12 protein-coding genes are annotated in these 12312 nt (G+C 38.3%); 11 read left to right on the top strand and 1 reads right to left on the bottom strand.

Annotated elements, in window-relative coordinates:
• Nucleotides 1-6: 6 nt before the first annotated feature.
• The 8 genes from Q0371_RS04630 to sufB all read left to right on the top strand — a co-directional run bounded on the left by Q0371_RS04630 (nucleotide 7) and on the right by sufB (nucleotide 8455).
• A complete protein-coding gene (locus Q0371_RS04630) occupies nucleotides 7-810 on the top strand; it encodes a MetQ/NlpA family ABC transporter substrate-binding protein (protein WP_298468841.1) in 804 nt (267 codons plus the stop codon).
• 715 nt (nucleotides 811-1525) lie between these two features.
• A complete protein-coding gene (locus Q0371_RS04625) occupies nucleotides 1526-2473 on the top strand; it encodes a nuclease-related domain-containing protein (RefSeq protein ID WP_298468838.1) in 948 nt (315 codons plus the stop codon).
• Between the two features lie 364 nt (nucleotides 2474-2837).
• Complete coding sequence (locus Q0371_RS04620) at nucleotides 2838-2993, top strand: hypothetical protein (protein ID WP_169359628.1); 156 nt, start codon at nucleotides 2838-2840, stop codon at nucleotides 2991-2993.
• A gap of 282 nt (nucleotides 2994-3275) precedes the next feature.
• A complete protein-coding gene (sufC, locus tag Q0371_RS04615) occupies nucleotides 3276-4055 on the top strand; it encodes a Fe-S cluster assembly ATPase SufC (RefSeq protein WP_169359629.1) in 780 nt (259 codons plus the stop codon).
• 17 nt (nucleotides 4056-4072) lie between these two features.
• The gene (gene sufD, locus Q0371_RS04610) at nucleotides 4073-5380 is read left to right on the top strand and encodes a Fe-S cluster assembly protein SufD (RefSeq protein ID WP_298468835.1); all 1308 of its coding nucleotides are present in this window, start codon (nucleotides 4073-4075) and stop codon (nucleotides 5378-5380) included.
• Nucleotides 5380-6612, top strand: coding sequence for a cysteine desulfurase (locus Q0371_RS04605; RefSeq protein WP_298468833.1), 1233 nt, complete (start codon nucleotides 5380-5382; stop codon nucleotides 6610-6612). The genes sufD and Q0371_RS04605 overlap by 1 nt, the downstream gene beginning before the upstream one ends.
• The gene (gene sufU / locus Q0371_RS04600) at nucleotides 6602-7036 is read left to right on the top strand and encodes a Fe-S cluster assembly sulfur transfer protein SufU (RefSeq protein ID WP_169359632.1); all 435 of its coding nucleotides are present in this window, start codon (nucleotides 6602-6604) and stop codon (nucleotides 7034-7036) included. Before Q0371_RS04605 ends, sufU begins: the two co-directional genes overlap by 11 nt.
• Before the next feature lie 21 nt (nucleotides 7037-7057).
• Complete coding sequence (gene sufB / locus Q0371_RS04595; protein WP_169359633.1) at nucleotides 7058-8455, top strand: Fe-S cluster assembly protein SufB; 1398 nt, start codon at nucleotides 7058-7060, stop codon at nucleotides 8453-8455.
• Nucleotides 8456-8924: 469 nt separating this feature from the next.
• On the opposite strand, the gene Q0371_RS04590 is transcribed toward sufB, so the two are convergent.
• Nucleotides 8925-9782: a manganese catalase family protein gene (locus Q0371_RS04590; protein ID WP_169359634.1), complete on the bottom strand. Its 858-nt coding sequence runs from the start codon at nucleotides 9780-9782 to the stop codon at nucleotides 8925-8927.
• A gap of 139 nt (nucleotides 9783-9921) precedes the next feature.
• Between Q0371_RS04590 and Q0371_RS04585 the strand changes: the two genes are divergently transcribed.
• The 3 genes from Q0371_RS04585 (at nucleotide 9922) to Q0371_RS04575 (ending at nucleotide 12298) form a co-directional block, all read left to right on the top strand.
• On the top strand, nucleotides 9922-10308 hold the full coding sequence (locus Q0371_RS04585; RefSeq protein ID WP_298468827.1) for an SMI1/KNR4 family protein: 387 nt from the start codon (nucleotides 9922-9924) through the stop codon (nucleotides 10306-10308).
• A gap of 319 nt (nucleotides 10309-10627) precedes the next feature.
• The gene (locus Q0371_RS04580) at nucleotides 10628-11479 is read left to right on the top strand and encodes a DUF72 domain-containing protein (RefSeq protein WP_251556628.1); all 852 of its coding nucleotides are present in this window, start codon (nucleotides 10628-10630) and stop codon (nucleotides 11477-11479) included.
• Nucleotides 11480-12298, top strand: a complete 819-nt coding sequence (locus tag Q0371_RS04575) for a sulfite exporter TauE/SafE family protein (RefSeq protein ID WP_169359636.1) — start codon at nucleotides 11480-11482, stop codon at nucleotides 12296-12298.
• The last annotated feature ends 14 nt before the right edge of the window (nucleotides 12299-12312 follow it).

The following is a 12312-nucleotide window of genomic DNA, read 5'->3' as shown; positions in this document are numbered from 1 at the left end:
TTGAAAATGAAAAAATTATTGGCTGGGGTTTTATTATCTGTTAGTGCATTAACGCTTGCTGCTTGTGGCGATGAGGATAGCGACAAATTAGTTGTTGGTGCCTCTAACGTACCGCACGCAGAAATTTTAGAGCAGGTAGTACCTATTTTAGAAGAACAAGGCATTGAGCTTCAAATTGAAACGTACCAAGATTACGTACTACCAAATAAAGACTTAAATAATGGCGACCTAGATGCCAATTATTTTCAACATGCTCCTTATCTAGAATCACAAATGAATGATTTCGACTATGACTTCGTAAATGCTGGTGGCATCCATATCGAGCCGATTGGTCTTTACTCTCAAAAGTATGATTCGATTGAAGAGCTTCCAGAAGGAGCAACGATCCTAATGAGTAACTCGGTTGCTGACCATGGCCGCGTACTAGCAATGTTAGAAGCAGAAGGGCTAATTACACTTGCTGAGGGAATAGATAAAACAAAAGCAGAAATTGATGACATTATAGACAACCCGAAAAACCTAGAATTCGATCCAAACTACGAAGCTGCTTTAATGGTTCAGCTATATGAAAACAATGAAGGCGACGCATTGCTAATCAACTCCAACTACGCAATCGACGCTGGCTTAAACCCACTAGAGGATGCAATCGCAATTGAAGACTCAGAATCTCCATACGTAAACCTAGTAGCGGTAAACGCAGGTGACGAAAAAGACGAGCGCATCAAAGCACTAGTAGAAGCACTACAATCCGAAGAGATCCAAGACTTCATCTTAGAAGAATGGGGCGGAGCAGTAGTTCCGGTGAAATAATTGATATAGTTGTAGAGTGAAGCAAGCACCTGGTGTGCTTGCTTTTTTTGTGGGGTGGGAGAAGTGTGGGTTAAGGGGGAGAAAGCCCGTAAACGTGAGAAGCGCCCATAAACTAGTGAAAAGCGCCCATAAACGTGAGACTCGCCCATAAACTAGCGGAAATTGTCCCATAAAGGGGTGGAAACCGCCCATAAACCAGTTGAAACTGACCCATAAATGAAAGAAAAGCGCCCATAAACGTGAGACCCGCCCATAAACTAGCGGAAAGTGTCCCATAAAGGGGTGGAAAGCGCCCATAAACTAGTTGAAACTGACCTATAAATGAAAGAAAAGCGCCCATAAGCGTGAGAATCGCCCATAAACTACTGCAAAGTGTCCCATAAAGGGTTTGAAAGCGCCCATAAACTAGTTGAAACTGACCCATAAATGAAAGAAAAGCGCCCATAAACGCGAGAATCGCCCGTAAACTAGTGCAAAGTGTCCCATAAAGGGGTGGAAAGCGCCCATAAACCAGTTGAAACTGACCCATAAATGAAAGAAAAGTGCCCATAAGCGTAAGAACCGCCCATAAACCAGTTGAAACTAATCCCTCAATCGAACCCATAAAAACCTACATATACCCTCTTAAATGTATCATCACAAATAAGTTTAATTACCAAATTAATGGTATCTTCCTTAACTTAATTTTGCTAATCTAAGATTGAGGTGATGACTATTGATTATCAAAAAATATGCGAAATCGGAACAACTGAAAGCAATGAGATTATTATTGAATCGACTACCTTCGAAGCACCCATTTTATCCCAAGCTAGCCACAGAAATACAGACAACGATGGCAGGTGACTATGGCGAGGAAATGGTTTATAGAGAATTGGAGAGGATGCGTTTACCTTATAATTATTTTTTATTACATAAGGTAATGCTGCGTACGGAAAAGTTATTTGAAATTGATTTTCTATTACTAACCCCTTTTGGTGCAGTTATTCTTGAAATAAAAAACATTATTGGATTGCTCGAATTTAAAGTGAATCCTTCTCAATTAATACAAACCAAAGATAACGGCGAGATTAAAAAGTACCCTTGCCCCGTTAATCAGTTAAATGAGTATTCCTATTTATTGTCTAATTTCTTTACACATCATAATCTTACGATACCGGTCTTTGGCGCTATTGTTTTTGCCTCTAAAAATAGCCATGTTAAAACTACAAACAATGATACGACCATTCTTTATAAGAATGAGGTCTATTCATTCCTTCGAAATCTCCAAAATAAATCTACTATAGTACCCGATTCTAAACTTAATCAGGTAAAAAATCTGATTTTAAAACATAATTCCCCATTTGAATTCTTTCCATTAACGAAACATTATTCAATAGAAGTAAGTGATTTAATCTCAGGCGTAGCTTGTGAAGGCTGTGGACAGGTAGGTATGAATAAAATTAAAAATATTTGGTATTGTACAAGCTGTCAGTATGCAGACAAATATGCTTCTCTAAAATCACTTCAGCATTATTTTTGGCTATATGATGACATTCTGACCAATAAAGCTTGTAGAAAATTTTTACTTTTGGACAGCCGTTATGAAGTGAAGAGGCTATTAAGGAAAGCCAATCTCTTAAAATTAGGAAAATATAAAACTACACAGTATAAAAAGAAAAATTAACTTCCCTGCACAAAACTTTTTTAAAATGATTCATTTCTCCCCTTTTTAATTTCACCTAAATTATTACCAATTAAATAAGTTTCCAATTATCGAAAACGATTAGCTAGAAGCTTATTCCTCTCAGGCGCATGAGGGTGGGATTTAAAATAGGAGACTGGCTTTTATTTTACGCCGATATGTTACGTGAAATGAAAAAAATGATTCGTGTGACATATGTATCAATTCAATATTTACGAAATGAATTTTCAGAATAAAAAGGATGTTTGAACTTAACATGAGGTGGTATGTAGTGTAGTATAGAAAACATTAAAAAGGAAAGGAATGATTCATTATCAGTTCGGGAGAGTTACCCTATACAGAACAGATGGACCACGCATTCAGAGGAGTACATGGTTTCGGTTACGATGAATTAAGAAATAGTCAAACATTGAGAGCAAAAGTTGAGAAACGTCGTCAGGCAGATCACGAAAAAAGTATGCAGCTTGCAGCTAAGCTCGATGCTCGTGCTTTCCGAGGTTAATTTAAATAGAAGACAAAAATCCATGCAGTCTAGGCTGCGTGGATTTTTTAGTTAACACTATCGCCGTAGTGATATGCATTCTCAATTAGAGTTATCTTATTGAAAATGATAGTGTCATAAAGTACCATGCGGATGAACCTAATTTTTCTCTTATAATTGTTATATATTATCAATAAGAAAGTGTTTCAAAAGATTTGCAAGGGACTTCAGTTTGAGTTAAGATTAGAATGATAATAAATTAGAATGGTTATACATTTCTAGTTACTTAATGGAGGTTATTAAATGTCGACTTTAGTTATTAAGGATTTACACGTCGCTATCGACGGTAAAGAGATCTTAAAAGGTGTTAATTTATCCCTTAACACAAATGAAATTCACGCTATCATGGGTCCAAACGGTACTGGTAAGTCTACTTTGGCTTCAGCTATCATGGGTCATCCTAAATATGAAGTTACTTCTGGTTCGGTTGAATTAGATGGTGAAGACGTATTAGAAATGGAAGTGGACGAGCGTGCTCAAGCTGGTTTGTTCCTTGCAATGCAATATCCAAGTGAAATCACTGGAGTAACTAATGCAGACTTCTTGCGTTCAGCTATCAATTCTCGTCGTGAAGAAGGCGACGAAATTTCTCTTATGAAATTCATCCGCGAATTAGACAGCAAGATGGAATTCCTAGAAATGGACCTTGATATGGCACAACGTTATTTAAATGAAGGATTCTCAGGTGGAGAGAAAAAACGTAACGAGATTCTTCAATTAATGATGCTTAAGCCTAAATTCGCTATTTTAGATGAAATTGACTCTGGTCTAGATATCGATGCACTTAAAGTTGTATCTAAAGGAATCAATGAAATGCGTGGAGAAGGCTTTGGTAGCTTAATCATCACTCACTACCAACGTTTACTTAACTACATCACGCCAGACCATGTACATGTAATGATGCAAGGTCGCGTCGTTAAATCTGGCGGTCCTGAGCTAGCTCAAAAATTAGAAGCTCAAGGTTATGACTGGATTAAAGAAGAATTAGGAATTGAAGACGAGACAGTTGGACAAGAAGCATAAGAAAGGGGACGCATGACATGACGGTTGAAACGAAATTGGCATTAACCGAACAGGATATTCGCTCCTTTTCAGAAGGTCACCAAGAACCAAGCTGGATGACGGAACTTCGTCTTTCTGCTTTAGGTCAAGTGGAAACACTTCCAATGCCAACACCAGACAAAACTAAAATTACTAATTGGAATTTCACTGAATTTCCTGCTCATACTGTAGAAAGCACTACATTCTCTTCATTGGATGAACTTCCTGAAGAAGTGAAGGCGCTTGTTCATGCAGATGAGCAAAAAAATATTTATATTCAACACAACAATACACCTGCTTACCTTTCAGTAACAGATAATTTAAAAGCACAAGGTGTGATCATTACTGATATTTATACTGCTGCACGCGAACACGGCGAGCTAGTACAAAAATATTTCATGACAGATGGCGTTAAAGTTAATGAACATAAATTAACTGCACTTCATGCTGCATTATTAAACGGTGGAGTATTTGTATACGTACCGAAAAATGTTGTAATTGAAGAACCTGTTCAAGTTATTTATCTACATGACAACGAAACTGCTTCTTTATTCAACCACACATTGCTTGTGGCGGATGAAAACAGTTCAGTGACTTATGTAGAAAACTATTTGTCTACAGTAGAACATTCAAACGGTTTAGCTAACATTGTTTCTGAAGTAATTGTGAAGGATAATGCGAAAGTTACTTTCGGTACAGTAGACGTTCTTGCAGAAGGATTTACTACTTATGTTAACCGTCGTGGAGTAACTAGCCGTGATGCTGTAATTGAATGGGCTCTTGGAATGATGAACGATAGTGATACTATTTCTGAAAATGTTACTCATTTAGTTGGGGACAATTCAGAAGGTCATGTAAAAATGGTTGTTGTAGGTCGTGGAACTCAAAAACAAAACTTTACAACAAAAGTTATTCACTGGGGTAAACATACGGAAGGACAAATCCTTAAACATGGTGTTATGAAGGATGCTGCATCTTCTATTTTCAACGGTGTTGGTAAAATTGAATTTGGTGCTACAAAAGCTAACGCTGAACAAGAATCTCGTGTTCTTATGTTAAGCGAAAAAGCTCGCGGAGATGCTAACCCGATTTTATTAATCGACGAAGACGATGTAACTGCAGGTCATGCTGCATCGGTTGGTCGCGTTGACCCACTTCAGCTGTACTACTTGATGAGTCGTGGTATTTCTAAACAAAATGCAGAGCGTCTAGTAATTCATGGATTCCTTGCACCAGTAGTTAATGAACTACCAATCGAAGGCGTGAAGAAACAGCTGACGGAGGTAATTGAAAGGAAAGTTCGCTAATGCTCAATACAAAAGAGATTCGAAGCTATTTTCCAATTTTAAATCAAGAAGTTAATGGTCATCCACTAGTCTATTTAGATAGCGGTGCTACTTCTCAAAAGCCGATTCAAGTGATTGAAGCTATTAAGAAGTATTACGAATTTGATAATTCCAATGTTCACCGTGGTGTGCATACACTTGGTAACCGTGCAACGGAAAGCTATGAAGGCGCACGCGAGAAGGTTCGTGGATTTATAAATGCTAAATCGTCGAAGGAAGTTATCTTTACTCGTGGTACTACTACTGCAATTAATACAGTGGCACAAAGCTATGGTCTTGCAAACGTAAAAGAAGGCGACGAAATTGTAATCACGTATATGGAGCATCACTCTAACATTATTCCTTGGCAGCAATTGGCGAAGATAACGGGAGCGACGCTTAAATATATCGACTTAGAAGAAGACGGTACATTATCTTTGGAAAAAGTTCGTGAAACAATTACAGATAAGACTAAGATTGTATCTGTCGTATACGTTTCTAATGTATTAGGCACGATGAATCCTATTAAAGAAATTACTCAAATCGCACATGATCATGGAGCTGTTATGGTAGTGGACGGGGCACAGGCTGCTCCTCACTTGAAGCTCGATGTACAAGCGTTAGATTGTGATTTTCTAGCCTTTTCTGGTCACAAAATGTGTGGTCCAACCGGTATCGGTGTTCTTTACGGGAAAGAGGCTTTACTTGATGCAATGGAGCCAATTGAATTTGGTGGAGAAATGATTGACTTTGTAGGCTTACAAGAGTCTACATGGAAAGAGCTACCTTGGAAGTTTGAAGGTGGGACACCAATCATTGCTGGAGCAATCGGTTTAGCTGCTGCTATAGATTTTCTGGAAGAAATCGGCTTGTCCGAAATCGAAAAACATGAGCATGAGCTTGCTGCCTATGCCATGGAAAAAATGTCTACAATTGAAGGCTTAACAATCTACGGACCTCAAGATCCATTGAAGCGAGCAGGAATTGTTACCTTTAATTTAGATGAAGTACATCCTCACGATGTTGCAACAGTCCTTGATATGAATGGTATTGCTATTCGTGCAGGACATCACTGTGCGCAGCCACTTATGAAGTGGTTAAAAGCTACTGCAACTGCTAGAGCAAGCTTCTACATTTATAATTCTGAAGAGGATGTAGATCTTCTCGTTGCCGGCTTACGCACTGCTAAGGAGTATTTTGGAGATGTCTTCTAATTTAGATCAATTATATCGACAAGTAATTATGGATCATTACAAAAATCCTCGCAATAAAGGTAGTATTGAGGACGGCGCATTGACAATAGATATGAATAACCCTACCTGTGGAGATCGTATCCACTTGACTATTCAAGTGGAGGATGGCGTTGTACAAAACGCAAAATTCGATGGTGAAGGATGTTCCATTTCTATGTCTTCTGCATCTATGATGACGCAAGCGATCAAAGGTAAAAATATAGATGAAGCACTTAAGCTTTCCCAAATCTTTTCTGATATGATGCTTGGAAAGGAATATGACGATTCTATTGACCTCGGAGATATCGAGGCTTTAAATGGCGTATCTAAATTTCCAGCACGTATCAAATGTGCAACTCTTGCATGGAAAGCAATGGAAAAAGGCGTTTCAGAAGAAAAGAAATAAAATCAGAACGGAGGAAATACGATGGCAAAAAAAATGCCTGAAATTGGTGATTACAAATATGGCTTCCACGATAAAGACGTATCCATTTTCCGTTCAAAACGTGGTTTAACGAAAGAAATCGTTGAAGAAATTTCCCGTATGAAGAATGAACCACAATGGATGTTAGACTATCGATTAAAAGCATTAGAAATTTTCTATTCTAAAGCAATGCCACAATGGGGCGGAGATCTAGAGCCATTAAATTTCGATGAAATCACATATTATGTAAAACCATCTGAACAAACTGAAAAATCTTGGGATGAAGTACCAGAGGAAATCAAAGCAACTTTTGATAAATTAGGTATCCCTGAAGCAGAACAAAAATACCTTGCTGGTGTTTCTGCACAGTATGAATCTGAGGTTGTTTACCATAACATGAAGCAAGAGCTTGAAGACTTGGGAATCGTATTTAAAGATACTGACTCTGCCCTACGTGAAAACGAAGATCTTTTCAAAAAACACTTTGGTACAGTAATCCCGTCTTCTGACAACAAATTTTCTGCACTTAACTCTGCAGTATGGTCAGGCGGATCATTTATCTATGTACCACCAGGCGTAAAAGTGGATACTCCACTTCAAGCATACTTCCGTATTAACTCAGAAAATATGGGTCAATTCGAACGTACACTGATCATTGTTGATGAAGGTGCTTCTGTACATTATGTTGAAGGATGTACAGCTCCTGTTTACACAACGAACTCACTTCACAGTGCAGTAGTTGAAATTATCATCAAAAAAGATGCTTATTGCCGTTACACTACTATCCAAAACTGGGCAAACAACGTATATAACTTAGTTACAAAACGTGCTGTTTGTGATGCTAACGCAACGATGGAATGGATTGATGGTAACATTGGTTCTAAGCTTACAATGAAATATCCAGCAGTTATCCTTAAAGGTGAAGGCGCACGTGGAATGACACTTTCTATCGCTATCGCTGGTAAAGGACAACACCAAGATGCTGGTGCTAAAATGATGCATTTAGCTCCAAATACTTCTTCTACTATTGTTTCGAAATCTATTTCTAAACAAGGTGGTAAAGTAACATACCGCGGTATCGTTCACTTTGGACGTAAAGCAACAGGAGCACGTGCTAACATTGAATGTGATACGTTAATCATGGATAATCAGTCTACTTCTGATACAATTCCATACAACGAAATCTTGAACGATAATATTTCTCTAGAGCATGAAGCGAAAGTTTCAAAAGTGTCAGAGGAACAATTATTCTACTTGATGAGTCGTGGTCTAAGTGAAGAAGAAGCAACTGAAATGATCGTAATGGGCTTCATCGAGCCATTCACAAAAGAACTTCCAATGGAATATGCAGTAGAAATGAACCGTCTAATCAAGTTCGAAATGGAAGGTTCTATCGGTTAATAATTTAATAATTAGTCGTCTCAAGTTTGTGGCGATTTGTTTTAGGAGAAGGCGAACTTTATAGTTCGTCTTCTTTTTTTATTAAATTTGGCTAGGTTAAAGTTAATGGTTGATTTTGACTAAGAATTTTTTTTATAGTGACTGTAAACATTAACAATGGAACATTCAAATGCTATTAAGAACATAAATAGATGATGAAATTGGTGTTGGTGACAGTTTTTCAACTGTGCTGCTTATGCGAAAAAATTTATTAGCACTTATCGATACATTAAAGCTGTTCCCATTTATTGATTGGAGCACCAGACGGCGACTCCTACGGGGTGAGGGCTTATCGCTCACCCCGTGGAAAGCGTCCGGCTGGGGCGGAAATCAATTCTACTCTCTTGAAGATTTCTTTGCTTTTTTTATTAATTTAAATACAATATAAAAACTCCCTAATTACAAAAGTAACTAGGGAGGAAGTAATTATTTAGTTATTCATATCTTGAATGCCAGGACTGTGTTCGTTTGGCATATCAGGCATTAAAGGTACCGGAAATCCTTTTGGAGGATCAACTACGGAAAGTGTGCCATCGTTACGACTCGGGCTTTGACCTTGGAATATTTCGCCTATACGAGTAGGATCCAGCCTAAAGTTGAATTGGGCATTATGGTATCCCATCTCTACATATTTTCTGCATTCTGGATATTTATTTATATCGTAGTTCGGTACAGGGAATAGTTTGCCCCAATCCACGCCTAATGTTTCCAATGCTTTAGCAAATGCATTTTGGTGAGCATTATCTCGAACAATAAGAAAAGCTAGGGTCTCTCTGAAGGTTTTGTTAGAGCTCATTTCATAAATACGTGTTTTTTGAAGCACGCCTGTTGACTCTAGGACAAGGTTATTGAGTAAATCAGCGATTAGATTTCCGTGCGAGTATACCCAGGATCCATTCCAAGGGTTACCTGCAGCATCAACAGGTAAGGATGCCTGTGCTCCAATAATGAAATGGTGCGGGTTAGCATCTTTTACAGCATCGTTTAATGGTGCTCCATCTACCCCAGCATTACCAGGAACAGCAGATTGCCCTGAGTCATTGAGTAATTGATTTATTGTATTCTGTACAAGCTCTACATGTGCAATTTCTTCCAAGAAAACACCACGAAGCAAGTCTCTAAATTGAGTATCTTTACCTCGGAAATTCGAGCTTTGAAAGAAGTACTGCATCATCGTTCTCATTTCTCCATAATGGCCGCCTAGTATTTCTTGTAAAACTTTAGCTGCTTCCGGATCCGGACGGTCTGGCATGATAGGATTTATTAGTTCCTCTTTGTAGTAATACATCAAATTCCTCATTTCTTATATTAGGTTTTAATTTTGTGCATGTTTTATTTTGTACTAATAAAAGTGTTTTATTCGTGATTGGTAAAGATGTCGAGGTTTATATAAACTGTAGTAAGAAAGTTCTTTTTAGGAGAATTTAATGGGAAGATACATGGAATTTAAGGAAGCAGCAAAAGAGTATAGTTTTAAAGGAATTTCCAATGAAAAATATGTAGGCTTTTTAAAAGATGCTCCACAGGAATATAAGGATTTTTTAATGGAAATGGGATTTGGAGCAGTTTCAGATGGCTATTTTATGTTCTATTCTGGGTTAATAGAGGCCGATGAGATTTATGATGCAAAAGAAAATCCTGAAATCAAAAACATATTATTATTTGGAGATAAATTCTCAGGAGATGCAATGGGATTTTTAACAAATGAAGAGTGGGCAATTGTAGAGATTTGGCATGAGGACTTATACATCTGTCGAAGAGTAGAGGCTAATTTTTATGAGATTGTAAGAAAGGCTTTTGCGATGGAGCTTTAACTACCGCGAACAAGCGAAAGTGTCAAAATAGAGCTAACGGGGTAAAAATAAATAAGCTAAAGTCCGTAGTTAGGTCGCACAATGTTTTTTTACGCAACACTTGAGGCCGTTTACGCAACACTTAAATTTAGTGCAACAGTTAGACCCATACCCGCAACACTTTCAAATTTAGTGCAACACTTTAGTGATTACCCGCACCACTTACTGAGAAAAGCGCAACACTTTTGAAATTATCCGCAACACTTCCTCTCAACTCATTTTTTTGTCTGTTTGATGGGGGAAATGATATGATAATTAGTAATAACGAAGAGGTGGTTTAATGATAAAAATTGGGTTAACTGGTTGGGGGGATCATCCAGATCTTTATGTTTCTTCGCCTAGGGAGAAGTTGCAGGATTATAGTGCACATTTTCCGATTGTCGAGTTGGATGCATCGTTTTATGCGATTCAGCCGCAGCGAAATATAGAAAAGTGGATTCGGGAGACGCCTGATAATTTTCAGTTTATCGTGAAAGCCTATCAAGGGATGACAGGGCATTTGAGAGGGGAGAATCCTTTTAAGTCTCCAGAGGAAATGTTTGAAAGCTATCGTCAGATGCTTGGGCCGCTTAAGGATGCGGGGAAGCTTGCGATGGTGCTTGTTCAGTTTCCACCTTGGTTTGAGTGTGAGAAGGATAATGTGCAATATATGAGAAGAATTCGAGAGGAGCTAAAGGATTTTGAGGTGGTCATTGAGTTTCGCCACCAGTCCTGGTATCTTCCGGAGTATAAGGATTCGACTCTTCAATTTTTAAAGGATAATCATTTTCATCATAGTGTCTGCGATGAGCCACAAAATGGTGAAGGCAGTATACCTGTAGTGCCGGTTGCTACTTCTGATAAAGTGTTGGTCCGTCTACATGGGAGAAACTTTTATGGGTGGAAGAATCCAGGGAACAACGAAAAGTGGAGAGAAGTCCGCTATTTATATGATTATAATGAGCAGGAGCTTGCTTATATTCAGTCAGTTTGTGAGGTTTTATCTAAGCAGGCTTCCGAGGTGCTTGTTGTATTCAATAATAACTCTGGTGGTCATGCTGCTAAAAATGCTAAAGCCTTTCAGCAAATGCTTAATATAGAATTTGATGGACTTGCGCCTAAGCAATTAAATCTTTTCGAAGGGGATTTTTAAATGGAATGGTTTTTATTAGTACTGAGCGGGCTTTTTTCAGGGACGATCGGTGCACTAGTGGGATTAGGAGGCGGGGTTATTTTAGTACCAGCCGTGCTATTCCTTGGTACGACGCTGGATTTGATTCCAAATATTACGCCTCAGAGTGTTGTAGGTTTATCTGTTGTTATGATGATTTTTATTGGTCTGTCTTCTACGCTTTCTTATATGAAGTCTAAGACGGTGGATTTTAAAAGTGGATTTATATTTTTTATAGGAAGTATCCCGGGAACCATTTTAGGTGCTTGGGTAAACAAAGGATTAGATCTCCCTTCGTTTAACCTATACTTTGGTATATTGCTTGTCATTTTATCCGTTCTTTTACTAGTTCGTAAATATTTGAAGCCCGTTCAATGGTTTGTCAAGCATGGCAAGAAGCGTACCTTTGAGGATGGGGAAAATACATATGTATATGGATATCCAGTCTGGTTTGCACTAGCTTTAACCTTTTTTATAGGTTTTGCTTCCGGGTTGTTTGGAATTGGTGGAGGCTCGATGATTGTGCCGGCCATGATTCTGTTGTTTCTGTTTCCACCTCATGTGGCAGTGGGAACTTCTATGTTCATGGTATTTCTATCGTCGATCGTCAATTCTGCAACCCATATTTCTTTAGGAAACGTACCATGGCTATATACGATACCTGTCATCCCTGCTGCCTATATTGGCGCTAAGATAGGTGCTAAGCTCAATAAAAAGCTAAACTCGGAAACGCTTGTGACAGCACTTAGAATAGTACTGCTATTGCTAGGAATAAGATCTATTATAGATGGGCTATTTTAATAAAGGCGAGCGAT

The organism is uncultured Psychrobacillus sp. (assembly GCF_938022135.1).
In the GTDB taxonomy this organism is placed as follows: domain Bacteria; phylum Bacillota; class Bacilli; order Bacillales_A; family Planococcaceae; genus Psychrobacillus.
Note: the sequence above shows the minus strand (reverse complement) of the source record. Positions and strands in the feature narration are given on the sequence as shown.

Coding starts and splice junctions, on each gene's coding strand:
- Q0371_RS04630 (WP_298468841.1), top strand. CDS start 7: ATGAAAAAATTATTGGCTGGGGTTTTATTATCTGTTAGTGCATTAACG.
- Q0371_RS04620 (WP_169359628.1), top strand. CDS start 2,838: ATGGACCACGCATTCAGAGGAGTACATGGTTTCGGTTACGATGAATTA.
- sufC (WP_169359629.1), top strand. CDS start 3,276: ATGTCGACTTTAGTTATTAAGGATTTACACGTCGCTATCGACGGTAAA.
- sufD (WP_298468835.1), top strand. CDS start 4,073: ATGACGGTTGAAACGAAATTGGCATTAACCGAACAGGATATTCGCTCC.
- Q0371_RS04605 (WP_298468833.1), top strand. CDS start 5,380: ATGCTCAATACAAAAGAGATTCGAAGCTATTTTCCAATTTTAAATCAA.
- sufU (WP_169359632.1), top strand. CDS start 6,602: ATGTCTTCTAATTTAGATCAATTATATCGACAAGTAATTATGGATCAT.
- sufB (WP_169359633.1), top strand. CDS start 7,058: ATGGCAAAAAAAATGCCTGAAATTGGTGATTACAAATATGGCTTCCAC.
- Q0371_RS04590 (WP_169359634.1), bottom strand. CDS start 9,782: ATGTATTACTACAAAGAGGAACTAATAAATCCTATCATGCCAGACCGT.
- Q0371_RS04585 (WP_298468827.1), top strand. CDS start 9,922: ATGGGAAGATACATGGAATTTAAGGAAGCAGCAAAAGAGTATAGTTTT.
- Q0371_RS04580 (WP_251556628.1), top strand. CDS start 10,628: ATGATAAAAATTGGGTTAACTGGTTGGGGGGATCATCCAGATCTTTAT.
- Q0371_RS04575 (WP_169359636.1), top strand. CDS start 11,480: ATGGAATGGTTTTTATTAGTACTGAGCGGGCTTTTTTCAGGGACGATC.